The organism is Leuconostoc sp. LN180020 (assembly GCF_014844115.1).
GTDB lineage: Bacteria > Bacillota > Bacilli > Lactobacillales > Lactobacillaceae > Leuconostoc > Leuconostoc citreum.
Map to the genome: position 1 here is coordinate 379710 of NZ_CP039736.1, position 25321 is coordinate 405030.

General features: G+C 39.3%; 25 protein-coding genes and 1 riboswitch. Of the genes, 9 read left to right on the top strand and 16 right to left on the bottom strand.

Going from position 1 to position 25321, the window contains the following annotated elements; translation table 11 throughout:
- Positions 1–36 precede the first annotated feature (36 nt).
- The 3 genes from FAZ25_RS02000 to FAZ25_RS02010 form a co-directional block, all read right to left on the bottom strand.
- The gene (locus tag FAZ25_RS02000; protein WP_004903761.1) at positions 37–1029 is read right to left on the bottom strand and encodes a D-2-hydroxyacid dehydrogenase; all 993 of its coding nucleotides are present in this window, start codon (positions 1027–1029) and stop codon (positions 37–39) included.
- A gap of 4 nt (positions 1030–1033) precedes the next feature.
- A complete protein-coding gene (locus FAZ25_RS02005; RefSeq protein ID WP_040189809.1) occupies positions 1034–2218 on the bottom strand; it encodes an aminotransferase class I/II-fold pyridoxal phosphate-dependent enzyme in 1185 nt (394 codons plus the stop codon).
- 308 nt (positions 2219–2526) lie between these two features.
- The gene (locus FAZ25_RS02010) at positions 2527–3117 is read right to left on the bottom strand and encodes an AAA family ATPase (RefSeq protein WP_004903765.1); all 591 of its coding nucleotides are present in this window, start codon (positions 3115–3117) and stop codon (positions 2527–2529) included.
- A 120-nt stretch (positions 3118–3237) separates the two neighbouring features.
- Here FAZ25_RS02010 and FAZ25_RS02015 point away from each other — a divergent pair, with 120 nt between their 5' ends.
- On the top strand, positions 3238–4638 hold the full coding sequence (locus FAZ25_RS02015; RefSeq protein WP_040189807.1) for an APC family permease: 1401 nt from the start codon (positions 3238–3240) through the stop codon (positions 4636–4638).
- A 66-nt stretch (positions 4639–4704) separates the two neighbouring features.
- Here FAZ25_RS02015 and ezrA read toward each other — a convergent pair whose 3' ends face one another.
- Positions 4705–6417 (bottom strand): septation ring formation regulator EzrA, encoded by a 1713-nt coding sequence (gene ezrA, locus FAZ25_RS02020; protein ID WP_004905856.1) that lies wholly within the window; start codon positions 6415–6417, stop codon positions 4705–4707.
- Positions 6418–6730: 313 nt separating this feature from the next.
- On the opposite strand from ezrA, the gene rpsD reads away from it, so the two are divergent.
- From rpsD to FAZ25_RS02040, 4 genes are all read left to right on the top strand, one after another.
- Entirely contained in the window at positions 6731–7342 is a 612-nt protein-coding gene (rpsD, locus tag FAZ25_RS02025) for a 30S ribosomal protein S4 (protein ID WP_004903771.1), read from the top strand.
- Between the two features lie 120 nt (positions 7343–7462).
- Entirely contained in the window at positions 7463–7834 is a 372-nt protein-coding gene (locus FAZ25_RS02030) for a DUF1694 domain-containing protein (protein ID WP_004903774.1), read from the top strand.
- Between the two features lie 85 nt (positions 7835–7919).
- Positions 7920–9206 carry a replication-associated recombination protein A gene (locus FAZ25_RS02035; protein WP_004905858.1) on the top strand — a complete coding sequence of 429 codons (1287 nt, stop codon included), beginning with the start codon at positions 7920–7922 and terminating at the stop codon, positions 9204–9206.
- Positions 9207–9588: 382 nt separating this feature from the next.
- Positions 9589–10032 carry a universal stress protein gene (locus FAZ25_RS02040; RefSeq protein WP_004903778.1) on the top strand — a complete coding sequence of 148 codons (444 nt, stop codon included), beginning with the start codon at positions 9589–9591 and terminating at the stop codon, positions 10030–10032.
- 52 nt (positions 10033–10084) lie between these two features.
- Here the strand turns inward: FAZ25_RS02040 and FAZ25_RS02045 are convergent, their stop codons facing one another.
- The 9 genes from FAZ25_RS02045 to FAZ25_RS02085 form a co-directional block, all read right to left on the bottom strand.
- Entirely contained in the window at positions 10085–10951 is an 867-nt protein-coding gene (locus tag FAZ25_RS02045; RefSeq protein ID WP_004899498.1) for a helix-turn-helix domain-containing protein, read from the bottom strand.
- On the bottom strand, positions 10951–12084 hold the full coding sequence (locus FAZ25_RS02050; RefSeq protein ID WP_040189789.1) for a D-alanine--D-alanine ligase family protein: 1134 nt from the start codon (positions 12082–12084) through the stop codon (positions 10951–10953). Before FAZ25_RS02050 ends, FAZ25_RS02045 begins: the two co-directional genes overlap by 1 nt.
- A 61-nt stretch (positions 12085–12145) precedes the next feature.
- Entirely contained in the window at positions 12146–13135 is a 990-nt protein-coding gene (locus FAZ25_RS02055) for a DUF2785 domain-containing protein (protein WP_040176546.1), read from the bottom strand.
- On the bottom strand, positions 13135–14355 hold the full coding sequence (locus FAZ25_RS02060; protein WP_004899503.1) for an FtsW/RodA/SpoVE family cell cycle protein: 1221 nt from the start codon (positions 14353–14355) through the stop codon (positions 13135–13137). The genes FAZ25_RS02055 and FAZ25_RS02060 overlap by 1 nt, the downstream gene beginning before the upstream one ends.
- A gap of 66 nt (positions 14356–14421) precedes the next feature.
- Positions 14422–14631, bottom strand: coding sequence for a DUF2969 family protein (locus FAZ25_RS02065; RefSeq protein ID WP_004899504.1), 210 nt, complete (start codon positions 14629–14631; stop codon positions 14422–14424).
- Between the two features lies 1 nt (position 14632).
- A complete protein-coding gene (locus FAZ25_RS02070) occupies positions 14633–15625 on the bottom strand; it encodes a rod shape-determining protein (protein ID WP_004899505.1) in 993 nt (330 codons plus the stop codon).
- A 98-nt stretch (positions 15626–15723) separates the two neighbouring features.
- Positions 15724–15945: a DUF1146 domain-containing protein gene (locus tag FAZ25_RS02075; protein ID WP_004899507.1), complete on the bottom strand. Its 222-nt coding sequence runs from the start codon at positions 15943–15945 to the stop codon at positions 15724–15726.
- 142 nt (positions 15946–16087) lie between these two features.
- Positions 16088–17527, bottom strand: a complete 1440-nt coding sequence (locus FAZ25_RS02080) for an amino acid permease (protein ID WP_004899508.1) — start codon at positions 17525–17527, stop codon at positions 16088–16090.
- Between the two features lie 75 nt (positions 17528–17602).
- A riboswitch (Lysine riboswitch) is annotated at positions 17603–17771 on the bottom strand.
- Between the two features lie 17 nt (positions 17772–17788).
- A complete protein-coding gene (locus FAZ25_RS02085; protein WP_040189785.1) occupies positions 17789–18445 on the bottom strand; it encodes a hypothetical protein in 657 nt (218 codons plus the stop codon).
- A 118-nt stretch (positions 18446–18563) separates the two neighbouring features.
- Between FAZ25_RS02085 and FAZ25_RS02090 the strand changes: the two genes are divergently transcribed.
- The 3 genes from FAZ25_RS02090 to FAZ25_RS02100 are packed head-to-tail and all read left to right on the top strand — an operon-like array spanning position 18564 to position 20957.
- Entirely contained in the window at positions 18564–19391 is an 828-nt protein-coding gene (locus FAZ25_RS02090) for a sulfite exporter TauE/SafE family protein (protein WP_220457263.1), read from the top strand.
- An 11-nt stretch (positions 19392–19402) separates the two neighbouring features.
- Positions 19403–19765 (top strand): DUF1634 domain-containing protein, encoded by a 363-nt coding sequence (locus FAZ25_RS02095; protein WP_004905871.1) that lies wholly within the window; start codon positions 19403–19405, stop codon positions 19763–19765.
- A 16-nt stretch (positions 19766–19781) separates the two neighbouring features.
- On the top strand, positions 19782–20957 hold the full coding sequence (locus FAZ25_RS02100; RefSeq protein ID WP_004905873.1) for an LCP family protein: 1176 nt from the start codon (positions 19782–19784) through the stop codon (positions 20955–20957).
- Positions 20958–20988: 31 nt separating this feature from the next.
- On the opposite strand, the gene trpS is transcribed toward FAZ25_RS02100, so the two are convergent.
- Positions 20989–22005 carry a tryptophan--tRNA ligase gene (gene trpS, locus FAZ25_RS02105; protein ID WP_004905875.1) on the bottom strand — a complete coding sequence of 339 codons (1017 nt, stop codon included), beginning with the start codon at positions 22003–22005 and terminating at the stop codon, positions 20989–20991.
- Between the two features lie 156 nt (positions 22006–22161).
- On the opposite strand from trpS, the gene FAZ25_RS02110 reads away from it, so the two are divergent.
- Complete coding sequence (locus FAZ25_RS02110) at positions 22162–23157, top strand: ketopantoate reductase family protein (RefSeq protein WP_040176544.1); 996 nt, start codon at positions 22162–22164, stop codon at positions 23155–23157.
- Between the two features lie 35 nt (positions 23158–23192).
- Here FAZ25_RS02110 and FAZ25_RS02115 read toward each other — a convergent pair whose 3' ends face one another.
- The gene (locus FAZ25_RS02115; protein WP_036058314.1) at positions 23193–24131 is read right to left on the bottom strand and encodes a DUF1810 family protein; all 939 of its coding nucleotides are present in this window, start codon (positions 24129–24131) and stop codon (positions 23193–23195) included.
- A gap of 96 nt (positions 24132–24227) precedes the next feature.
- Positions 24228–25220, bottom strand: coding sequence for a nucleoid-associated protein (locus FAZ25_RS02120; RefSeq protein ID WP_040189795.1), 993 nt, complete (start codon positions 25218–25220; stop codon positions 24228–24230).
- Positions 25221–25321 lie beyond the last annotated feature (101 nt).

Sequence of the window (25321 nt, forward strand, 5' to 3'; positions counted from 1 at the left end):
CTAAAATTGTGTCGCCAGTGTAAAGCTACTGATTGCTTATATTTCGTTAACAGCCTGATGACCTGATATAATCGCTAAAACATCATCCAACGCCGTATTAACCATATTGTCTACTGCAATATTTGTAAAAAAAGCAATATGTGGTGTGAGTAACACGTTTGGCATCGCCATTAATTGTCTGATTTGTGAGTTATCAATGCCTTGTTGCCTTAAATCACGGTTAAAAACGAGTGACTCACCAGTTACAGTATCTAAGGCAGCCGCTTGTATTTTACCTGAAAGCAACGCCGCAATGAGGGCCTCTGTGTTAACCACATCCCCACGTGACATGTTCAAAAACAAGCTACCTATTTTCATTTGATTAAAATCAACCGCTTGGAGTAAACCAACCGTACTATCATTTAAATCAACATGCACACTAATGACATCGCTTTGAGCCAATAATGTTGCTTTAGAAACGTATGTCAGATACTTTTTTAAACATTCTTGTGGCTTGACATCGTAGGCAATCACTTTAGCACCAAGTAAATGTAGGAGCTTAGCTAACGTCCCACCAATGCGTCCAGCACCTATAATACCCACAGTAATGGTGTGAATCTCTCTCGCCTGCAAACCAGCCCAGCGAAAATCATTCTGATTCATACGTTGTTCAAAGGCCCAAGTCCGTCGCAGTAATTGAAATATTTGTGTCAAGGCGAGCTCTGCAACTGATCTAGGTGAATATTTCGGCACGTTTGTAATTTTTAAACCAGCACGTTTAGCAAGTGTAACCGGAATCATATCAACACCGGCAGTACGAGTCGTTATTTGTTTTAAGCCTTGATGAACTAATGACTGGTAGAATGCTTCATCACCACCAATATTAGCAGTCTGCTGAACAATTAAGCCATTGTACTCTGATAAATTATCATGCTGTCCGGGATGAAATTCTTCGCGTACCATATCAATTTGTAGATTGTGCGCTTTAGCATAGGTTTTAATACTAGGTTCTTCATCAGATCGTACACTCGTCATCAAAATTTTTGTCATATATTCACCGTGCCATATAGGCTGATAAACGTGCCATAGCTTCTTTTAGTTGTGCCATTGATGCAGCATAACTGATACGAATATAGCCCTCACCACCAGGACCAAAAGCAGAACCAGGTACAACTGCCAACTTATCTTTCTGGGCTAAATCTCTGGCAAATGCAACATCGTCTTGCAGATAACCCGCTGGAATTTTAGCAAAGATATAGAATGCACCTGCTGGCTTTGGCACTACAAAACCTAGCGACATCATTGTTTGATAGACAAAATCTCGTCGTGCTTGGTAAGCTTTTTTCATATCTAATGTATCTTGGCAACCAGCTTCTGTACTTAAAGCTTCAGCCGCAGCAGCCATAGCAGAATTTGTTGCCGTTGTAATCGTGAACTGATGAATCAAGCCCAATTTTGCCACCAATTCAGCAGGTCCTGCCAAGAAACCAATACGATAACCGGTCATCGCATGAGATTTTGAGACACCATTGAGTAAAATTGTCTGTTCGGGAAGATATTGAGCCATTGATACATGCTTTTCATCATAGGTAAGTTCAGAGTATATTTCATCCGAAATAACCACAATGTTAGTGTCTCGTAAGACGTCAGCAAGTGCTTTGATTTCATCTGCAGTGTAGGTTACACCAGTTGGATTAGAAGGGAAATTCAATACAATTGCCTTGATTTTATCGCCATGTTCTGCAATGGCTGCTGTTAACATTTCTGGACTTAAAACAAAGTTATTCGTTGATGTATCAATAAACACAGGTTCACCACCACCGACAATGGTAACGGGTATATATAATGGAAAAATGGGTGTTGGTAATAGGACTTTATCACCCACGTTGAGTAGCGATGTTAACACGGTATATATCGCTTCAGTTGCACCGACAGTGACAATAATTTCATTTTCTGCATGATAATCGAGTTGATAACGGTCTGCCAAGAAATTGGCAGCGGCTTTTCTCAATGCGATTGTCCCATTAGATGCTGAATAATGTGAATCATTGGCTGTTATCGAATGAATGGCGGCGGCCTTAATATGCTCAGGCACATTAAAATCTGGCTCCCCTAAAGTTAATTTCAAAATATCAGGAATCGCACTGACTTCATTATCAAATGCTCGTATAGCACTTGGTTTTACTAAATCTAAACGGTTATTAAATGAGCTTAATAATGATGGCTTTGCTTTGGGCATATTTTTCTCCTAAATTCTGCTTCCTAAATCCTGCTAATGATTTCTAACAAAAACGCACACTCGGTCGATTCCGAATGTGCGTTTACACCAGCCAATAACTGTGTTTACTTTAGCATTCGAACCGTTGATTATCCGAATACCACAACAAAATGCTTTTGGTAAACGGCTACTACCCGAAATACCAAAAGTAAAATCGCATTTTAATTTGTGTTGCTTTATTTGTCATTTGTTAAAAAACCTTAATTTTATTATGAGATAATAATAATCTTTCTTAATCAAAATGTCAAGTTATAAAATACGTCAACTTTTTATTCTAATTGTTTTTTTGGCAAACGACGACCATGCATTATATCTGTCACAAGTAAATCTAGTCTTGTTTTTGTCTTTGACCAGTCATCGTTCACTAATTCATACGCTCTCCCCTTGAGATTCTGCGGCAACTTCATATCTCTCAAAAATTCAGGTGAGGCAACACGTTGTTTGACAGCATGTGGATCATCCCCTCGCACTTGCACGCGGTCAACCAAAACAGACGGACTAGTTACCGTCACAAAAATAATAATCGCCCGTGATCCCAATTCTTGTGCATAAGTAATTGCACCAGCTGTATCCAAGACAATGGTAATATATTGGCTTTTCTGCCATGCACGGTCTAGTCCTTCATACGACGAACCGTATTTAGCCCCTGCATAGGTCACACGTTCTAAATAATGATTATTCTCAAAAGAATCATCCGTTTCAAAGTAGTAGGCAATACCATTCACTTCACGTTCTCTTGGTCGACGTGTTGTATGTGTAATCACACGAGGCATACGATAATTTTCTTGTAAATAGCGGGCAATTGTGGTTTTGCCAACACCTGTCGCACCAGTGATGACAAATACTTTGTTATCTTTCATATAATCTTATTCCTTATCTTTTCTATTGTAACGTATCTGCAAGAGCAAAGTTAGACATTCGCCTATGAAATTGCTAAAATAATAGTTATGTTTAAATTAAAATAATATGGGAGAAACATCATGTCTATCTTTGCGAGAGCATTTAAACGAGAATCTGTTGATAATTATATGCAAGCCGATTCTCATATGTCACGAATATTAACCACACGTGATCTCATAGGCCTTGGTGTTGGGACTGTGATTGGGACTGGAATATTTATTTTGCCCGGCCATGAAGCTGCTCAACATGCCGGCCCAGCGGTATCTATTGCTTTTCTTATTGCGGCTATATACTCTGGCTTATCTGGCATGTCATTTGCTGAATTTTCTTCAGCTATGCCAGTTGCTGGATCAGCCTACTCATATGGTAGCGTCATTTACGGTGAAATTATTGGCTGGTTACTTGGCTGGTCCTTAATATTAGAATACTTTTTAGCCGTCTCTGCCATTGCTACTGGTTTTTCAGCCTATCTCAATAACCTGCTCTTAACCTTTGGTGTTCATATGCCAAAGTCGTTACTGGCTGGCCCAATGGAAGGCGGCATCGTGAATTTATTTGCGGTTATGATCATTCTCCTTGTTACCGCGATTTTATCTCGTGGTCTTAACGCTTCAAAGAAGATTGAAAATGGCGCCGTCATTTTAAAAGTAGCCATCCTTGGTTTGTTTATTATTGGTGGTTCATTTTTCATTAAGCATACAAACTATGTCCCATTCTATCCGAAAGAATTTCACACTGGACCACTTGGTTTAAATGGTATTATGTCAGCAACTGCAAGTATCATTTTTGCTTTCCTTGGTTTCGACACAATTGCCGCACACGCTGCCGAAGTGAAAAACCCACAAAAAACAATGGTACGCGGCATTGTTGGCACAGTTTTAATTTCTGCTTTACTATATGTCCTATTTTCAATCGTGTTAACTGGTATTGTTAACTATAAGCAACTAGGTGTTGATGACCCTGCTGCTTTTGCTCTACAGGCTATTCATCAGACACAATTCGCTGTTGTGATTACAGTTGGTGCTTTGGTTGGTATGTTTACGGCTATTCTCGCTTTGATATATGCTTCTTCCAGACTAACTTATTCCTTTGGTCGTGACGGCTTGCTCCCACGTTCACTTGGTAAAATTTCAAAAAGTTCAAGACTACCCGTTAACGCTTTGCTTGTGGCAGTTGTGATTGAGGCTATATTTGCTGGTCTAATTCCTTTAAATACCCTAGCGAGTCTGATTAATGCTGGTACATTACTGGCTTTCACATTCATTAACTTTGGCGTACTGATTCTACGCCGACGTCAAGATTTGGCTCATGACGGTTTTAAAGTACCTGGTTATCCTGTTATCCCATTCATCGCTGGGATAATTAGTCTATATCTCATTACTAAGTTACCAATCGATACTTTAGAACTATTTAGTATCTGGGTACTTATCGGCGTTGCATGGTACTTCATATATGGTATGCGCCATTCAAAACTATCATGAATGCATATTAAAAGGCCACCTGACTTAAATCGGGTGGCCTTTTAATATATATCAAACTCAGTTTATTTATAATAGTGGCGTTTTACGACGCATATAGGCATCTACTAACTTTTCGTAGACACCAGGTTCCACACTATCAAGTGCCGGTCCCAAAACATCCATCGCCTTATCAAAGTTATAATCACGCTCGTAAAACATGCGCGCCTGCTCACTCGCAGCTGCCACCCGCTCATTAGTAGCGCGATAACGATTAGCATATTGAAGTAACTGCTCAGTTAAATTAGCTTGATCAACAATTTTATCAGTTTTTTCTTTCAAGGTATCGATGTCTGCTGAAACAATATTAAGCTGTCTTTGAACTTCGTCCATGTTAACCAATGTCGCTTGTAGTGATTTAGCCAATCTCTCCAGCTCATTCGATACTGCAAAGAAATACTCCAAATAACTGGCAGGTAGTCCGGGTAAGTTCATACGTTCAACAGCATGCTTGATGTTTTCAATATCTTGTTGGTATTGTCCACCAAATTGTCTTGCAGAACGCTGCGCTTTTTCAAGTCCAGAAATTTTATCCCAAATCTCTATTTGTTGTGCCTCTATTTCAGAAACATGTGCCAGTAACTTTTCTTGCTTAGCCTGTAATTCACTAAAGGACATTTCTGAAGATTCGAGCAAATCATCATTATGGTTAACTTGTTCTTCAGCCGCATTAATTTGTTCTAAAAGCGTCCGGCGCATTTCAATTTCTCTATTGTTGAATTGGAAACTTTGGCCTAAGCGATCTAATTCAATCGCCAATGTACTATTTTGCTCACGTAACCGCAACAAATCTGATGATAGTTGGTCCGCGTGTTTAGTTACTTGCTGACGCGCCGTCATTTCAGTTTCCATCATATCGTAGAGTGTCTCAATTCGTCTTTCGATATAACCATTTTGTTCTGAAACTTCTTTTAACTTTAATTCACTGAGCAACTTTAATACTTGCTGACGTTGGTCATCAATAGCATTAAGCTCCTGATTAATTGTATCGTTTGGAAAAACGTAACCTTGCGCAACTAAATCAGAATGCCCCTGTGACAATTCATTGAGTTGCTCAACGTAGACCCTATCTACTTTATCAAACAGGTCCGGGATGTCTGCCATCATGTTTTCCATTTGTGTGGTTTCCATGGCTAGCTGTTCGTATATATCGGATGCTGTTGCGTGATCCCCATCTTCAGTTAAACGTGTGAATTCATCATAGTCGGCTTCTAGTTGTGACAAAAACTTATCTAACCCTGCGTTTGCTGGCCCAAATTTGAAGTTTTCAGCTAATAATCGTTTGCGCAAGTCGTCATATTTTTTCTTTAAATCATTGATTGCTTCACGATGCGCTTCATTAATTTTTTTGAGCTCGGTTAACCCTTTTCGGACATCACTGATTGTTTGTTCCGTTTCGTTGACCATCGCCTCCAAACGTGCCAATTCATGACGCGTTTTAATAAAATTAATACCCCGTGCTTCAAATAATACTAAATTAGCCTGTTGATCAATTTTTAAGAACTTATTGTTTTTAACGTCGTTAAACTGTCTTTCAAGATTCTGATACTCTTTTAAGGACTGTCCAGTTAATGATAACTTCCGCCCTTCAACTAACTCCTCGCGTACCTTCAAAGACGCTAGCTGTTCTTTTCTGAGCTTGAAAACATTGACTTTTTTAATTGTAGTTCGTTGCATCGCAAAAATTGCTAAGTAAGCAATAATAACGATACCTAAAATAATAGCTAATATAGTTAAATTCATGTGTTTTTATCCCATTTTTATTGATAACCCAATTCTAACACGCTGTGCCTTGGTTATACAGTAACAGACTGTCTTTTTTGCCAAATCTCAACTCGTTTACACTTTTCTTAATAACTTGCTATGCTGTCTAGTTTCTGTTATTATTAAAAGAAGTTGTTAATTGAGTAGCAGTAAGTAAAGAAGCGCGTCAACAACGCCCCAAATCGTTAGTAAGGCCATAGCTACTGGTTCTGAGAAACGTCAAGTTAGGCGCTGCACGCATCTGGTACTTACCCTCAAATGTACGACAAAATACATTTTGGAGGACATATACATGTCACGTTATACAGGTCCAAAGTGGCGCATTTCACGTCGCTTGGGTGTTTCATTGTCAGGTACTGGTAAAGAATTGTCACGTCGCGCATACGCGCCTGGCGATCACGGTGCCGGACGCCGCGCTAAGATTTCTGAATATGGTATGCAGTTGCGCGAAAAGCAAAAGTTGCGTTTTACTTACGGTTTGACAGAACGTCAATTCCACGCTTTGTTTAACAAGGCGGGTAAGATTCGTAAAGGTACTCACGGTACTAACTTTATGATCTTGTTGGAGCAACGTTTGGATTCACTTGTTTATCGACTTGGTTTTGCAACAACACGTCAACAAGCACGTCAGTTGGTTAACCATGGTCACATCATGGTCGATGGTAAGCGTGTTGATATTCCATCATACAACGTTACCCCTGGTCAAGTTGTTTCAGTACGCGATAAGTCAAAAAACATTGTACCTATCCAAGCTGCTGTTGAATCAGTTGTTGCACGTCCACAATTCGTATCATTTGATGCTGAAAAGCTTGAAGGATCACTCGTTCGCTTACCTGAACGTGAAGAATTAGATGCCGACCTTAACGAAGCTTTGATCGTCGAATACTACAACCGTTTGGGTTAATATACTTAATCTGATTCTGGTTGAAACGTCACCTTTGGGTGGCGTTTTTCTTTTGTTTGTCATGTTATTTAATCATAACGTATAATAGAAGTACTACAACGTATCGGAGAATAAAAATCTATGGATATCAATGAACGCCTGCAACAAGAACAATTAGGTGGTCAGCCTAAAATCAACCCCGACGAACAACGTCGATACTTGGGTACTTTTCGTGAACGTGTCATTGCAGCAATAAAAGTATCTCAGCTAACCGATAAAACTATCCAGTCTCAATTTGAAAAGATATTAACCAAACATTCAACCGGAAAAGTCTTAATTGACCAAACCCTCACCACTGATAATTTTCCAACATTTGTCAGTTTAGCAACCAAAACACATCATCCATTTACTGTGTTATCTGATGTTACTGTTAAAAATCAAGTAACCGACCCGATTGCCGTTTTACTGGCAGCGGATACAGCTGTCAACGTCAATAATATTTATCTAGACTAGTTCACTAAAGAAAGGCATTTGAGAAACTATCTTGAAGCATGTCAATCATAGACTTCAACTTGTTTACTCAATATGAAAAATGACTATGCAGCAACCACTTGCTTATCGTATGCGCCCAAATAAAATTGAAGACATTGTTGGCCAACAGCATCTTGTTGGCTCTGGTAAAATCATTTGGCGTATGGTGGCTGCTAAACGCTTAAGTTCAATGATTTTATACGGCCCCCCAGGAACAGGAAAAACATCAATTGCTTCAGCAATCGCCGGTTCATCTAAATATGCTTTTCGTGTGCTAAATGCAGCAACAGATAGCCAAAAGGACTTACAGATTGTTGCTGAAGAGGCTAAAATGTCTGGTACTGTTGTCTTGTTACTAGATGAAATTCATCGTTTAAACAAAGTAAAACAAGATTTTTTATTACCACATCTGGAATCAGGCGCCATTATTTTAATTGGTGCAACTACTGAAAATCCTTATATCAACGTCACGCCAGCAATACGCTCACGAACACAAATTTTCCAAGTGACGCCTTTAACTGAAGATGACGTTAAAAGTGCAGTCCATCGTGCATTAAAAGATGACACACATGGTTTAGGCAAATACAAAGTGACGCTAACAGATGACGCAATGAATCATTTGGCACAAGCAACAAATGGTGATTTGCGTAGTGCACTCAATGGTTTAGAACTGGCTGTTTTATCCACACCAACAGCAAAGGATAAGACAATTCACATTACGTTACCAGTCATTGAAGAAACTGTTCAGCGAAAGGCGATGTTTGCTGATAAAGATGGTGATGCGCATTATGACGTGATATCTGCTTTGCAAAAATCAATTCGGGGATCTGATACAGATGCTGCATTGCACTACGCTGCACGTATCATAGAGTCTGGTGATTTACCTATCTTAACTCGGCGATTAACTGTTATCGCTTATGAAGATATTGGTTTGGCCAACCCCACTGCTGTGCAACATGCTGTCACAGCTATCCAATCTGCTCAATCACTTGGCTTGCCAGAAGCACGCATTCCCTTAGCCAATGCCATTATAGAATTAGCGTTATCACCTAAATCCAACGCTGCTTATTTAGCCATTGATAAGGCACTTAGCGACATCCAATCCGGTAAAACAGGTGATGTGCCAGATCATCTTAGGGATTCACATTACAAAGGTGCCGCTGAACTCGGTCATGGCAAAGGTTATATCTATCCTCATGATTTTGACAATGATTGGGTTCCACAACAATATTTACCAGAAAAAATTAGCCAGACACAGTATTTTAGTCCTAAAGGTAATTCAAAAATTGAAAAAGCGTTCAGCGACGTTTATCAAACATTAAAAAAATCCCAGCGTGACGGATTAGACTCCTGACACACTGCTGCTTTTCATTTTGTCAAGACTAGTGATACCCGAATTTTTGCGTTATAATATATTATGAATTACTCAGATATACGCATTGCTACATTATCAGCTTTTTCCTTACAACCTTTATATTTCGGTTGGGAATTCTTGACTTAGAAGATCTGCCTTCTCATTTGGTAATCTGACAATCTTGATGAACCATCCACCTCGATAAATTCGAGGAAAATCTGCGTAGCGATTAACGGTATCAAGAGTATTCCGGGTTTAACCCGTGCGTTCACATCATGTGAGCGCTTTTTTTGAAAGAATGATTGCAAAAATTGAAAAAGACTATTATTTTTTCAATGTAAGCGTTATACTTAGTGTATAAACAGACTTAAGGAGAACGATCATGACAGCAAACTACAACAAGATTTTAGTACCCATGGATGGTTCAAAAGAATCAGAAGCTGCACTTGTACGTGCCATTGAGTTAGCCAACGACGCCGGTGAAAGCGGTGTTTTGTCAATCTTAAATGTCATTGATACACGCGCATTTCAAAATGTGGCTAGCTTTGATGATACTATGGTTGAAGCTGTATCAGATGAAACACGTAAGAGTCTTGAAAAGTACAAGCAGCAAGCACTTGATGCGGGTGTCAAGAATGTGGACTATCTCATTGAGTATGGCTCACCTAAAACACTAATCGCTAAAGAAGTCCCAAATGAAGTTAGTGCTGATATCATCGTTATCGGTGCAACTGGTTTGAACGCTGTTGAGCGTCTTGTTATTGGATCAGTAACAGAATTTGTCACGCGTACAGCAAAAGTTGACGTACTAGTCGTACGTGGTTAATTTTGATTAATTAAGCTCTAAAAAAAGGTCTCACACAATGTGAGACCTTTTTTTAGAACTTAATTGTATCCAACTGAGCTAAACGTGCTTCTGCTTTTTGGCAATTTGACAAATAGGCAGCAACATGAGCATAATGAATCTGTTTTTGTGCAGCTTCGTGATTACCACGCTTTTCTTCAACTTGTGCTAATAATTCACTCAAGTCAGGCACCCAGAATAGATCAACCCGCTTACGTAAAATTTCTAACCCCTCAGTCAACAAATCAGCTGCCTTATCCAATTCATTCTGTGCAATCAAAAATTCAGCATAATATTGCCGGCCTTGTAATGCACCATGGAATTCCATATCACCCGCAGTCAACAAATTAGGTTCTAGTTCAAATGCGTACTCAAATTTTTCCTTCGCTGCTTCAATATCACCTTGCAAGTAATAGTTGGTGCCCATTTGACGGTAAGCATAGAATGTATAAAAATCACCTAATGATGGTGTTCTGGTATCAACTGCCAGGTCAGCATAGTGTACGACTTCAGCAAAGTCTTTTTTATTGTGACAAGCATCTGCAGCTTTTAAAATATAATAAGCTTGTAGCGTTGGTGCATTTTGACTTAAAGCTTTTTCAAACTCAGCAAACTCGGACAAGGCATCATGTTTCATTTCTAACACAACTTTGCCAAGTAATTCTTTGGCTTTTTGTGTTAAAAAGTCACCCGAAACAAATTCAGAAATATCTAAATTTAAACGATCGAGTATCGCCAATAAAACATCAGCGTTTGGTACACGATTTTGATTTTCAACAAGAGAAATGGTGGCTTGTGTTGTAATGCCTTCTGCTAACTCTACTTGCGATAAATGCATTTTCTTTCGCGCCGCGCGAATTGCCTTACCATCAAAACTATCGTTTCTATTGTTTTTTACCATTAGTTAAACTTCCCTATTTTTTCTTCACCTAGACTAACAAATTCATAACTTAATTGTGCATTCTTTTCAAATTCAGCAAAGCCATAATCAATCAATTTATCGACTAACTCAACATTATCTATATCTGAATAATCCCACAGGCGCTTAAATAGTGACATGTTTGTAAAACCAGGTAAGGTGTTTGGTTCGCCAAGATATGGTACATTATTCTCATCTAATAAGAAGTCCATACGTGCTTCACCTCTTAAATCGAGTACTTTATAAGCTTTTAAAGCCATATCTTTTACTTCAGCAGTAACAGCATCTGGCAGATTAGCTGGAATTTCAAACTGCACACTTGAATTATCAACGAATTTATTATTGTAATCGTACCATGCATCGCCATCGCCTTGATTTGGTACATGATGGGCACCTATTTCAGACACAATAGGGTCTTCGTTCCCAATCACACCAACTTCAAGTTCACGTGGTCCCTTTACAGCCGCTTCAATCAATACTTTATAATCGTACTGGAATGAGTCCGTTAATGCAGCCTCAAACTCATCTGCCGTTTTAGCACGTGATACGCCAACGGATGAGCCTTGATTAGCCGCTTTAACAAAGACAACGTCACCAAGGTCTTTCACAACTTGCGCCCAAGTTAATGTTTTTGCTGTCTTTTCATCAACCACAATGTATTTTGTATTGCGAATATTATTAACAGTTAATAATTCTTTGGTTAATACTTTATCAAAACTAACGGCATGCCCGCGCAAAGGCGCTCCAACATATGGCTTGTTGAGCAACTTGAACAACCCTTGTAATGTGCCATCTTCGCCTAAGTTACCATGAACAACAGGGAAGAAAATATCAAAATCACCAGCCGCACGCAAAGCATTGATACGGCTTAATGGGTCTTGCTGATCAACTGTCGTCATATAGTCTGCAACAATTGGCCTTTCATCTTCCAAAGCCAAAATGCGCTTTGATCTTTCTGGATCAAGCACATAACCATTTTGGGCAATAGCAAAAACCGTTATACGATATTTGCCTGTCGCTAAAATAGCATCATAAAAGTTTTGTGCTGAACGTTTAGAAACATCGTGTTCTGAAGAATTTCCACCGAATATTAAAGCAACATGTTTTTTTGTCATTTTCTTTCACTCCAAATTTTATTATATCAAAACAAAGTAATATTAATCAAGAAATACCCTATTATGTCAGAAAGTCTCGTGTCTCGGAAACATAGTTAAATATTTTTTCAGGCACATTATCCTTGCCTCGTAAAATAATGGCATTAAAGAAGCGCGCGCGATTGTACATTTGATGCCACCGACCCTCATTTTGTGGTGGCTGACGGGTAACCAAATCTTTGCGCCATAATTTAAGTGTTAATAAAATATAATCATGGTACAAAGGGTGCGCATTAGCGCTATACATGGTCACTTCAACCAGTCTCTCTGTTTCACCCATATTGAGAGGCTGCTGCAATTCACGATAACCAGCCAGCATACTTGCTAGTAAAAATAGCTTGTCTGCTCGCAGTAACTGTGGCATCATGAGTACCTCAGCAACTGCATTGCCTATGTGAGTAAAGGCGTGTGCCCAACCATTCGTGCCAATAAAGCCACGCGTATCACGTTCTATTGCAACGTACAAAGCAATTTGGTTAATGACAATTGCCAACTGTTGTGGCGCCATAAAAGCTGACTTGGTTCTTTGTTTAAAAAGTAATAATGACAACACTAAGATACTAAAAGAGCGTTGATAAATTGCCGCATTATTTGGTTCGAAAATGTGTGAAAATAGCACATCATCACTAATCAAGTACGATGTCAGCCACCGCATTTGCTCATCAGATAATAAGTCATTTTGTATCACATCACTTAGAAAAAAGAACGCACCAGTATCACGATACTTTGGCAATGGATTCGCTAACTGTGCTGCTGCTAAATGCAAATCTGCATCTGAAACCATATCTAAACCATCACCACTTCTGTGATTATCTAAGCGTTGACTGTAGGCTTTCATTTTTGCCAATGCATCGTCACCATTTTCTGGTAACTGAACTGGCGTTTTTGGCTGAACTTTAACTTGAGTTAAAGTGTCGCTAAGCACCTCGCCGATTGACTGAAATATATCACCTGCACGTGTCTTTTGCTGTATGGCTATAAATTGTGTGCGTAAATTTTCTAATTTATCCATTAAACTGAAAAACCTGTCGATTCCGTAAAGGTTGTGTTTTGCTGTTGGTAACCAATGGTTAAAATCAGTCCGACACCAATCATATTACCCAAAAGAGAAGAACCACCTTGTGAAATAAATGGTAGTGGAATACCCGTTAATGGTAACAAACCAATACTCATACCGATGTTTTCAAAAACGTGAAAGACAACCATCATGACAACGCCTGTTGCAATATAGGCATAAAACGCATTTTGTGCCCTAAATGTTGCTCTAATTAACCGATAGATTAAGGCAAAGTATAATACAATTAACAACGTGCCACCAACGAAACCAAAACTTTCACCAATTACCGAAAATATCATATCAGACTCTCTGACTGGCACATAAACTTTAAGATGGCCAAAACCCTGCCCCGTTAACTGTCCCGAACCAATTGCTTTCAAGCTTTGATATGTTTGATAACCCTTTGAAGAAGTGTCTTGATCGGGATGCAACCATGTCTGAATACGATCAAATTGGTATAACTTGAAGCCAAGGGCATCCAAAACAACTTTTCCTGTGGGTGAAAGAACGAGTGCCAAAAGTGTCGCGCCTATTGTTGATGCTAACGCTATTACAGGAGCTAAAATCCGCCAAGTTACGCCCGAAACTAAAGCAACACCACCTAAAATAGCAATGAAAACTAGTAACGTTCCCAAATCAGGCTGTAATAAAATAAGCACAGCGATTGGTAGAAAACATAACGCCATCTTACCTAACAAGATTGCATCAGATTTAACATTATGGTGTTCATACAGGCGATTATGTTGTACCACAACACGACTAAGCATTAAAATGAAAGCAGGTTTAACCACTTCAGTCGGCTGAAAAGACACAGGGCCAAAGACAAACCATGATTTGGCACCTGTAGAAGCTGCCATTGAACGATCATAGAAAATAAGCACAGCAATTAATAGAAATATACCCAGACCATAAGCGATTGGTGCTAATCGCCATAACTGTGATGCATCAAATCGCAACAAAAAAGCGATAATAATCGCACCAATAATCCAGAAGGCGCCTTGTACAATTGTGGTACGCAGTGCTAACTGCATTGTGCCATACTGTGCGTGTAACGACGCTTGGAAAATTGAACTCAAACCAATAATCATGAGTAGCAGTAACGATAAAATAATACCCCAATCAAGTTCTGAACCTGACGTTCGGTTACTGATTTGGCGTGATGGTATATTTTGCATATTGATGTCCCCTCACCTATGTACAAGCCCTTATCACAAAAGATGATAAGGGCTTTTTTAACTATTTTACTGATAGAGATTAAAACTGGATAAAACAGCTTGTATTGCTTCATCTTGTGTTTTTGCTTGATTAATAACAGCTTGCTTACCAAAATAACCTGAGAAGCCACGGTCACTTGCTATAACATACCCAATTTGTTTATTGTCAATCAATACTTGTGTCTGACCATCGTTATCGATTAGCTCAACATTAAAATTTTGATTTTTTTTTCGCATTTTATAATCCCTTATGGCTTGATTTCATATGTTCTAATAATGCCCCGGCACCCTTAGCAACATTATCAAGTGGTGAATCAGAGACAACGACAGGCACCTCTAGCGCATCAGAAAGCAATTGATCCATGCCGTGCAAAAGTGCGCCACCACCAGTTAACATGATACCGCGATCAATAATGTCAGCTGCTAATTCAGGTGGCAACTTTGCTAAGACAGAGTGTGCGGCACGGACAATTTGTTGTAGCGTATCGTGTAATGCCTCTTCGACTTCGTTTGAGTTAATCGTAATAGTTTTTGGCATACCTTCAAAATTATCACGACCGCGGACTTCCATTGTCAAAGGTTCATCGACAGGCAACGCTGAACCAATCTGAATTTTAATAGTTTCAGCCGTACGCTCTCCGACAATTAAATTGTGACGGCGCTTTAAGTAACCAACAATATCAAAATTCATCTTGTCACCGGCAATACGAATTGACTCAGACACAACAATATCGCCAAGTGAGAGGACGGCGATATCTGATGTACCACCACCCATATCAATTACCATCGATCCGATTGGTTTGAAAATATCTAATCCTGCACCGACAGCCGCAACCTTTGGTTCGTATTCTAAGTAGACTTTAGCGCCCCCAGCTTTTTCAGCAGCTTGAATAATTGCTTTTCGTTCGATTTCAGTAATATTTGTTGGTGCGCAAATCATAATGTTAGGCTTAGACATGAAGCCCTTAACATTTAATTTGTCAACGAAGTAGGTTAGCATTGCTTCAGTAACATCAAAATCAGAAATCACACCGTCTTTCAAAGGACGCACGGCGCGTATGTTGCCCGGTGTACGCCCAACCATTCGATAAGCTTCCGAGCCAACGGCCAACACACGATCTGTTTTATCATCTACTGCAACAACAGAAGGTTCATTCAAAACGATGCCCTTACCTTCTACATAAATGAGAACATTGGCTGTTCCCAAGTCAATGCCAATATCTTTTGCCATGTTTATTCTCCAGCATTTTTATTTTTATAAAGGGGCACAAATGTACCAAATTATCTACATAATCTAGTCAATTATACCATAATTTGTTCCCTTTTTTGTTATTTTCCCAATAGTGAACTTGGCAAAGCAACAACCCAATTTGTCATAGCAATAAAGAAACTAGCTACCAAATAACCAATAGCAATTGACAATAAAACCTTTAAAAAAGTCGCTTGTTTTGGTGTGTAGGGCATGAATTTAGCAAAGTTAATCGGCCGAATCGTCCAAAAAACAAAATACGTCGCTAGTAAGTTGATACATAACATAAATAAAGGTCCCATTTTGTCCTCCTGATTGGCAGATACCTTATCGACTGATTTATTCGTGGTTCCATTATAGCAGTCGTATGACTGAAATTCTAATACAACATTGCTTGACAAAATAAAGCAATAAAAAAACCAGTCATATACTGGCTTTAAGACATTAGCGATGTTGTTTTAAATCAACCGCCTCTAATTTAATCATTTTTGTTTTATATCTTATTTTGTAACCAAAGTACAAAATGACAAATAGCGGTACAGAGAGATAAGTAACAGCTATTTTTTCCCAATTCAAATGCGTAAAACTACCTGGATCTTGACCGATAATCACCCCGATTGAAATCACAAGCGCAAATAGTGGGCCAAACGGGAACCACTTCGCTTTATATTTCAAAGCGTTTAAATCTTTTCCTTGGGCCACATAAGCCCTACGGAAACGATAATGTGAAATGGCGATGCCAACCCAAGCAATGAAGCCAGTTAACCCAGAAGCATTTACCAACCATGTGTAGGCAACAGAACCACCTTTTGTATTTGAAATAAACGCTAATAATCCGATAACTGTCGTCAATAGCAAGGCAAACACCGGTACACCACGTGTCGAAACTTTGGCAAAAATCTTAGGTGCCTCCCCCTTACGTGCCATAGCGTACAACATTCGTGTTGAGGCATATGAGCCCGAGTTAGCTGAAGAGACAATCGATGTCAAAATAACCGCATTCATTAAACTAGCGGCAAAGGCAATTCCAGCATTTTTAAAGACAATCGTGAAAGGCGACACAGCCACATTTTCCGTTGATGAGCTGAGTAAGCGCGGATCTTGATAATAAACTAATGCTGAAATAACAAAAATTGCTAAAATATAAAATAGCAAAATACGCCAAAATACTTGATTAATCGCTTTGGGAACTGACTTATCAGGATCTTGTGCCTCACCAGCCGTAATCCCGATTAACTCCGTACCTTGAAAGGAAAAACCTGCCACTACAAACACTGATAATACAGCCTGTGGTCCGCCAACAAAACCATGGTTACCAACAGAAAGATTTTTCATCACATTAACATCTGAGTGAATCACACCAAAAATAGTTGCTACACCAACAATCAGAAAGGCAATAATTGTAATCACCTTAATCATTGATAACCAAAACTCAGCTTCACCAAAAGCACCCACAGAGAATAAATTGATTAAAAAGATAAGAATTAATGCGACTGCAGAAAATATCCATGCCGGTGTATGCGGAAACCAAAATTTCGATACTAGACCAACCGCCACAATATCAACTGCTAGCGTAATCGCCCAGTTGAACCAATAATTCCATCCCATAGCAAATCCCAATGCTGGATCAACGTATTTTCCTGCGTAATCTGAAAATGACCCTGATGTAGGTGAATATGTTGCCATTTCTCCCAAACTTGTCATTAAAAAGTAAACCATTACACCAATTGCTAGATAAGCAACAATCGCACCGAATGGCCCAGCCTGTGCCACGGTTGCCCCAGAAGCAACGAACAACCCTGTCCCTATTGAACCACCTAACGCAATCATTGACACATGACGCGTCTTCAGATTACGTTTAATTTCACCATTATGTTCTGCCATAAAAATCTCCCTGTCGGGGCAAATAAAAAGCCCCTTTCTTATATAGAAAGAGGTTTAAAAAGTCATTGTATCGTAACTTTTCAAAGCACACCACATCACTGTGACAGTCTAACAAGTATTAGTTGTTAGCCCAATATCATTCTGCCTTAAATGATATTTCGGCAACCGCCCCTTTGACGCAAAGTCACAGTTCTTGGCGAACTCATTTGCGCTAATCATGTTGGTTGCAACCTCTTTGATAACTTGAATATCATATCATCTTTAGATTTGTGTGTCAATTTCCAACACAGAACGCCAATGCTGGGCTCGTTTACGATATTGTTGTTCACTCAATTGCCACCAAAAATAACCAAAGAATAAAGCACCCATACCACTTGACAGTGGCATGTCAGCAAACTTCATACGTGCTAACAAGATCAGTAACCAGAACACAACAGTAACTGTTGTGATAATGACACGTGTTCTTTGGTGTTGGCACACTCTGGGTAAAATGATAGCCACAATCACAGCCAAAAATTGTAGCCACCAAACAAGTAATAAATCCGGCATCATCGGCCCAATTTTTAAACCATTTGACCAATAGACTTGGAGTATAAGTGATAATACGCCTGTTAATAGCAACACAGCAAACTGTGTGATGAGAAACCACCACATCGCAATTTGATAGTTAATAGCCTTGAAAAATAACGCTAACCCTATGCTCAATAGGACAATGACCCAATAATGTGCAAAAAGGCCACCCAAAGCCACCCAAATTGCCAAGGCATGTGGTAACAAATTTTGTATCACTAATGTGCCACCATTATCTAATACGTGGACGAACAACATGTCAAAGCGGACTTGTATAGCTAACACTAAGAACAACACACTAAAAACAACAATCAATAATTTTCTTAATCTGTCTGGCTGGATTAACATTTCATTAACTCTCTTGTTTATTTATCACAGTAATTGTACCATTATATACAATGTACACAATAAAAAATAATTAAGTGACGGTATCATAAAGGTGTCTTTATCTATAGCGATTATCATCATGTTATCTGTTGGCGTTTTTGCCGGAATTTTGGGTGCCTTACTCGGACTAGGCGGTGGGATTGTTGTCACACCAATTTTAGTCATTGGTTTTAATCTACCCATTCATTATGCAATCGGTGCTAGTATTGTCGCAGTCATTGCAACCTCTTCTGGCGCATCTATTGCTTATTTAAAGGATGATTTACTCAATATCCGCACAGCCATGTTTCTGGAAATATTTACAACTGTCGGCGCCTTGCTGGGTGCTATTTTAGCCGGCTTTTTTGCGCCAATTTGGTTGAATTTTTTCTTTGGTATCCTACTAATGTATCAGGCTTTTCGTATGTGGCGCAAATTATATGGCAAGCAAGTATCTGAGACGGTGGCTAAGCCAAACCAACTGGCACACAAGTTACAACTCAATGCTTCTTATTATGATAAAGCGCTCGGCAAGCAAATTAATTATCATGTTGAAAATGTTTTTTTGGGGTCACTGATTATGTTGTGGGCCGGCCTAGCGTCTGGCTTGTTAGGCATTGGTTCTGGTATGTTTAAAGTTTTTGCCATGGATTCTGTCATGAAAATGCCACTCAAGCCTTCCAGTGCGACTTCTAATTTAATGATGGGTGTCACTGCCTCTGCTAGTGCCTTGGTTTACTTTTTCAACGGTACTATCCGAGCTGATATTGCTGTCCCAATAGCACTAGGTATTATTGTTGGCGCAACCATTGGCGCAAGAATGATGCCCCATGTCTCCACACGACACTTACGCCAATTGTTTATTCCGGTTGTTGGTTTAGCTGGTATCCAGTTATTATTAAAGGCCTGTAACATAACATTGTATTAAGGAGTACAGCAATGTTTGATAAACAAAAAGAAAAAAATATTGAGCGTCAAATTGGCGTCACCCTGCGTATTGGTGTCGTCATATCAGTTAGTATTATGCTGGTTGGCTTTGTATATTATCTCTTATCAAATGCACAAACCGGCCTATCAGGTAATCATTGGCCACAGCAATTCAATACATTAATTGTTGCTGCTGTGCAACTCAAACCCGGCGCCATCATGATGTTTGGCTTGTTGTTATTGATTTTAACGCCTATCTTACGCGTGTTAGCCTCTATTTATGCCTTTTATACAATAAAAGATTGGCAATATGTTACAATCACCACAATTGTTCTTTTCATCCTCATGCTTGCCATGTTTATTGGCCAAAATTAACTACCAGGAGAAAATCATGGATCCCAAAAATGATTCACGTTCTAAGCGTTATTCTGCCCCTAGTCATAGGCTACGTAACATTATTTTTGCAGTTATTACCGTTATTGTCCTCGTTATTGGTCTATTTGCTTGGCAAGCCATCCATAACACCAAAGGTGCACTTGATAAATCATATGCTGGTGCTGGTTTAAAAAAATCACGTGATGTCTCAGATGTTATTAAAAGTGGCCGTCCTATTTCGATTTTGCTATATGGCACAGATACAGGTGAATTGGGACGTACCTATCGTGGGCGCACCGACTCGATGATGTTGTTGCTTATTAACCCTAAAACCGAGAAAACAACCCTTATTTCATTGGCACGCGATGCCATGGTATCGATTGTCGGTTATGAAAATACTTTTCCTCAAAAATTGAATGCCGCGTACGCCTATGGCGCCACCGCAACGTCCATTAAAACTGTCGAATCTTTTTTGAATATTCCAATTGATTATTATGCCTTAGTCAACATGGGCGGTTTATCAAATATGGTTAACCAGGTTGGTGGCATTTCGGTTAAGTCCCCGATTGATTTTACATACAGCCAAGAAACTGCCCATGATTATGGGCCCAATCTTTATCGTTTCCATAAAGACAGCACTAAATTTGAACACTCTGATGACAATGGTAAGACTTGGTCAGCCTCACGAGCAACTATGGATGGCGATGCTGCTCTTGCCTTTTCAAGAATGCGTTATGACGATCCTAATGGTGATTATGGTCGTCAACAACGTCAACGTTTAGTCCTAGAAGGTTTAATTAAGAAATCAGCGAATATTTCTAATCTGTTGAATGATAAATTCATGTCAACCATTTCTAAAAACGTACGTACTGATCTGACCTTCGGTGATATGACAACTATGGCTAGCAAATATATCAAAGCTAAAAATAACATTGTCACAGAACACATGCAAGGTGTTGGTGAGAGTTATCCTGATGCAGAAGGTAATAATGTTTCTTATGAAGTCATTCCGCAACATGAAAAACAACGTGTCACTGATTTAGCAAGAAAGGCACTGGGTCTACAAGCAGCCAAGACAGGCTTACCATATGGTGGCGAAGTACCAGCAAACCTATCTGGTATAGCTACATCCTTAAGACCAGCCGGAGATAATAACGCTAATGAAACAACCACCCCAAAAACAACACAATAAAAAAAAGCCACTTGCTAAATCAAGTGGCTTTTTAGTTAAAATAATCAACACCCATGGCGTGACGAACATCTTTCATAGTCTTTTCTGCCACAGCATTGGCACGTTCTGATCCTTCTGCCAACATAGACAAAACTGCTGGTATGTCTTTTGCAAATACTTCACGGCGCGCGCGAATCGGTCCCATTTCTGCTTCCATAACATCAATCAAGTGCTTTTTAAGCTTCATATCGCCTAAACCACCAGCTGTATAGTGATCTTTTAAATCTTGAACGCGTTGCTTATCTGGATCGAAAATATCAAGATAAGTAAAGACAACATTGCCTGCCACGTGGCCTGGATCAGCAATATTGATATGGCGCGGATCTGTGTACATGGCTTTCACTTTCTTTACCAATGTGTCGGCATCGTCAGAAATATAAATCCCATTTCCTAATGATTTAGACATTTTAGCATTACCATCTATACCTGGTAATCGCCCCTGCCCTTTGGGTGGAAATACACCGACTGGTTCGACAAGAACATCTGTATTATAAGCATTGTTAAAAGCACGTACTAACTCACGAGTCTGTTCGATCATTGGCTCTTGGTCATCACCGACTGGCACCTTAGTCGCACGGAAGATTGTGATATCAGCAGCCTGTGAAACGGGATAAGTCAAAAAGCCGGCAGGAATACTTTCACCAAAACCTTTTTGGGCAATTTCGGACTTAACCGTTGGGTTACGCTGCAACCGTGCAACCGAAACCAAGTTCATAAAATATTCTGTTAATTCAAATAACCCCTTGATTTGTGACTGAACAAAAATTGTTGTTTTTGCCGGGTCTATGCCGACCGCTAAATAGTCTAATGCCACCTCTGTCAATGATTGTCGAATTTTTTCAGGATTTCTAGCATTGTCTGTGAAAGCTTGGGTGTCAGCAATCATGACAAAAGGGTCATATGCACCAGAATCTTGCATGATAACACGATTTTTTAATGAACCGATGTAATGCCCAATATGTAACTTTCCTGTTGGACGATCGCCTGTTAAATATATTTCTTTAGACATATGAACTTCCTTTATTTGAAACGTGCAAAATGCACTATAAGTATTATTATACGTGAAAATTAATCAACTTCATAGCCTTAAGGTTTGGACTAACCCTTGACTTAAAATGTGATAAAGATTAGAATAATATCATTAAAAGTTAAGGAGATTCATACTATGAAATATGCAGTAGTTGGCGCAGGTGCGATGGGGTTGCGGTATGGTATTCTCCTTCAAGAAAACGCTGGTGTCGCTGTCGACTTTATTGAGCCGACTCAGGCGAGTTTAGATAAAATTCGCGCACAAGATAATCAGGTCTGGAAATCGCGTGATCACCAAGAACGTCATCAAATTAAAATTAATATTTTCTCACCAGAAGATTACACTGGTGAGCCGGATGTATGGATATTTTTCATGAAACAAATGCAGTTACAAGAGACATTAGAACGTTTGTCACCTAAATTTAAAGCTGGCCAAACAGCACTGGGTGCTATGAATGGTATGGGCCATATTGAAAAATTACAAAAATACTTTGACGACGAACACATCATTGGCGGTACAGCAATGATTGCCACCGTACTCAATGATTTTGGCGATGTGGACTTTATGGGGGCTGAAAGTGCCGGATCATCTGTCTACGCTAATCTGACTGAGCAACCTTCACAGGTCATGGATAACCTTTTAGTTGATTTTCAGGCGGCCCATTTAAATCCCAGTTATACTGAAAATTTCATGGGAACATTACTAACAAAAGTTTTTTTCAACGCTGTCGAGAATTCTATTGCCACAATGTTTCAATCACGTATGGGTCAATTGATGGCTTATGATGGCTTTTTAGAAGGCATTGCCCGACCACTCATTAACGAAGCTTATGATGCAGCCGAAGCGGCTGGCATTAAACTCATTGAGACACGTGATGAAATGGTTGCACAAGTTGATTACGTTTCTAACGTTGCTAACCCTCTACATTTCCCTTCTATGTATCAGGATTTTGTCAAGGGGCGCCCCACAGAAGTTGACTATATCAATGGTTGGATTGCTGACTTGGCTGAGAAGCATGGTACCAAAGCACCGAATCATCGCTTAGTGACAAATTTTGTCCATTTAGCAGAAGCAATGCGCGAATTCACACCACCAGTAAACAAATTAGCACCAGATTATACAGGCGCTTAAAAAAGCAACGTGGCTTATCAAACACACGTTGCTTTTTATTTTGTTAATAATTCAAGTGTTGCTACATGTTGCTGGCCATTAAAATACTTGTCTAAAGCCGATTGGAACAAGCTAGCATCAGGCGAAATATAGTTAAACAACGTTAAACTGGCTTGAAACTTTTGCGCATCAACTTGTCCAAATAAAGCGACTGGATCACTCTTCGGCAATGCTAACGTCACTTTTATTAATGCTGCTAGTCGTTCATTGAGTTGTGGGTGCGCCAGATATTCATGTGCTTCTTTGACACCGTCAAGGCCATAAAAAATTGCACGTTCGCTGTTACCTAATCCGCGCAACTGTGGGAAAACAAACCACATCCAGTGTGTTTGTTTTAAACCATGAGCCAATTCGTCGCGGGCTGCTTCATAATCACTAACCCCAACAATTTGACCGTTCTGCGCGTCTAAAAATCTTTGCAAATCAGAATCAAGCGTTAACATTTGCACTTGTTTCGTCGCTTGATACTGACGGTATAAACGATAAACTGCCTGTCCAGAAAACGTTAGATGCTTATGTTCAATTGTTTTGAGTGACATCCATTGTTTGGCATCAATCTCTGTATCATCAATAGCTGCCTCTTCTGTCTCCCAATGCGTTAAATGAAAGATATTCGTATACAGCTTAGCGACATCCCCGTTAGGATAATGTGCGACAAAATTTTTTCCTGAGATGGCGCCAATCAAGTTAAGTTGTTCAGGCTTTGCATGAATGCCTGCTTCTTCTAACACTTCACGAGCTGCATTTTCTTGCCAAGCCATTTCTGGTTCGACATAGCCACCGGGAAACGCCCAACCATCAAAATCACGATTATAAATCATGAGTAACTCACCTTGGCTATTTTCAATGACAACATCAGTTGTTGGCATAACTAATTCAAAGTCATGTCCAACGTAAGTCCGAATTTTGGCAACATAAGAATCTTGATATGGCATTTTTTTATCGTGCACATTCACAATGTGCACTTCCTTTCCTGAATTCGTTACGTCCATTATAACAGTAACATCTCAAATTTTTCTGATCTAAGCTAACTAGACCGTAAACTTATTGAAAACACTTTCAATATCTTTAATCACTAAGGACATTGTCCCATTAACGTTGTTCACAAATTCGACCTTTGACGGATCTTGATAAACTGATATAGGAATAGAAATTTCGATACCAGAATCCAGCTTAAATTTTTGTGTGCGATACTTTTTCTGATACTTTTCTTTATTTTCAATGGCAATCGTTTTATCGATTACTTGTGCCGCTATTTTTTCTTGATATTGCATTTTAGCAGTCAAATTGTCTGAAAACACTTTTTCCGCAATAGTATTTGTGTCTAATTGTCCAGATTCTAAGGCATCATAAATCACTTCCTGTGTTTTGGCTAATACTTCATGCGCTGGTAAATCATCATATTTGTCAGCAATATTTTTAACAGTACGCTTAATCGTCTGCATATTTTCTTTTACAGATGTCTCAGGCTGAATGGCTAAGAACTTCTCAGAAAAGTAAGCGACACGATGACCATCAATAAGGTATTTTTTCTCCAATAAATGGTATTGTTGTGTTGTTAAATCAACTAAAATTGCTTCATCAACTGTCTGCGTTGCTGCTGGTAAGACCGCCTGATTTAATACCAAATTATTGATCATTTGGTTATCTTGATATGCCACAACATGAGCATAGCGGGGTGAGAAATTTAATTTTATCAAACCAAATAAAGGACCATCATCTGTTGTTGCCAAAAAACTTAATATATCTCCCGGCCGTATCGCATCTTGACCAGACATAATATCAAACATTTTGCTGGCCAATTGCGTTGTCATATCTGAAAAATCGGCGTTATCTAACATTGTTGCAAGATAGTCATGCGCCGTTAAGGTGCCTTTTTTGACATCCCCTGCATAAATTTTTTTCACTATTTGTTCAATATAATCTTGAACTCCGGCGCCATCTAAAGCCATTTCACCTTGTGACGCAATTAAACTGCCAGTATTGGTATCCAAAATATGTAGTATTGCATGTTGAATAATCATCATCGTACCCTTTAATCGTAATTCATCCATTATAACATGCGGATTTTTAAGATTTAACACAAAAAAACTGATAGACAAACTGTCTATCAGCCACATATACT

Coding starts and splice junctions, on each gene's coding strand:
- FAZ25_RS02070 (WP_004899505.1), bottom strand. CDS start 15,625: ATGGCAAAAGATATTGGCATTGACTTGGGAACAGCCAATGTTCTCATT.
- FAZ25_RS02050 (WP_040189789.1), bottom strand. CDS start 12,084: ATGACAAAAAAACATGTTGCTTTAATATTCGGTGGAAATTCTTCAGAA.
- FAZ25_RS02005 (WP_040189809.1), bottom strand. CDS start 2,218: ATGCCCAAAGCAAAGCCATCATTATTAAGCTCATTTAATAACCGTTTA.
- FAZ25_RS02090 (WP_220457263.1), top strand. CDS start 18,564: ATGTTATCTGTTGGCGTTTTTGCCGGAATTTTGGGTGCCTTACTCGGA.
- FAZ25_RS02045 (WP_004899498.1), bottom strand. CDS start 10,951: ATGGTAAAAAACAATAGAAACGATAGTTTTGATGGTAAGGCAATTCGC.
- trpS (WP_004905875.1), bottom strand. CDS start 22,005: ATGTCTAAAGAAATATATTTAACAGGCGATCGTCCAACAGGAAAGTTA.
- FAZ25_RS02030 (WP_004903774.1), top strand. CDS start 7,463: ATGGATATCAATGAACGCCTGCAACAAGAACAATTAGGTGGTCAGCCT.
- FAZ25_RS02085 (WP_040189785.1), bottom strand. CDS start 18,445: ATGTTAATCCAGCCAGACAGATTAAGAAAATTATTGATTGTTGTTTTT.
- FAZ25_RS02095 (WP_004905871.1), top strand. CDS start 19,403: ATGTTTGATAAACAAAAAGAAAAAAATATTGAGCGTCAAATTGGCGTC.
- FAZ25_RS02065 (WP_004899504.1), bottom strand. CDS start 14,631: ATGCGAAAAAAAAATCAAAATTTTAATGTTGAGCTAATCGATAACGAT.
- ezrA (WP_004905856.1), bottom strand. CDS start 6,417: ATGAATTTAACTATATTAGCTATTATTTTAGGTATCGTTATTATTGCT.
- FAZ25_RS02115 (WP_036058314.1), bottom strand. CDS start 24,131: ATGCCATATCAAGATTCTTATGTTGCCAAAATTCGGACTTACGTTGGA.
- FAZ25_RS02075 (WP_004899507.1), bottom strand. CDS start 15,945: ATGGGACCTTTATTTATGTTATGTATCAACTTACTAGCGACGTATTTT.
- FAZ25_RS02015 (WP_040189807.1), top strand. CDS start 3,238: ATGTCTATCTTTGCGAGAGCATTTAAACGAGAATCTGTTGATAATTAT.
- FAZ25_RS02110 (WP_040176544.1), top strand. CDS start 22,162: ATGAAATATGCAGTAGTTGGCGCAGGTGCGATGGGGTTGCGGTATGGT.
- FAZ25_RS02010 (WP_004903765.1), bottom strand. CDS start 3,117: ATGAAAGATAACAAAGTATTTGTCATCACTGGTGCGACAGGTGTTGGC.
- FAZ25_RS02120 (WP_040189795.1), bottom strand. CDS start 25,220: ATGATTATTCAACATGCAATACTACATATTTTGGATACCAATACTGGC.
- FAZ25_RS02055 (WP_040176546.1), bottom strand. CDS start 13,135: ATGGATAAATTAGAAAATTTACGCACACAATTTATAGCCATACAGCAA.
- FAZ25_RS02035 (WP_004905858.1), top strand. CDS start 7,920: ATGCAGCAACCACTTGCTTATCGTATGCGCCCAAATAAAATTGAAGAC.
- rpsD (WP_004903771.1), top strand. CDS start 6,731: ATGTCACGTTATACAGGTCCAAAGTGGCGCATTTCACGTCGCTTGGGT.
- FAZ25_RS02080 (WP_004899508.1), bottom strand. CDS start 17,527: ATGGCAGAACATAATGGTGAAATTAAACGTAATCTGAAGACGCGTCAT.
- FAZ25_RS02100 (WP_004905873.1), top strand. CDS start 19,782: ATGGATCCCAAAAATGATTCACGTTCTAAGCGTTATTCTGCCCCTAGT.
- FAZ25_RS02000 (WP_004903761.1), bottom strand. CDS start 1,029: ATGACAAAAATTTTGATGACGAGTGTACGATCTGATGAAGAACCTAGT.
- FAZ25_RS02040 (WP_004903778.1), top strand. CDS start 9,589: ATGACAGCAAACTACAACAAGATTTTAGTACCCATGGATGGTTCAAAA.
- FAZ25_RS02060 (WP_004899503.1), bottom strand. CDS start 14,355: ATGCAAAATATACCATCACGCCAAATCAGTAACCGAACGTCAGGTTCA.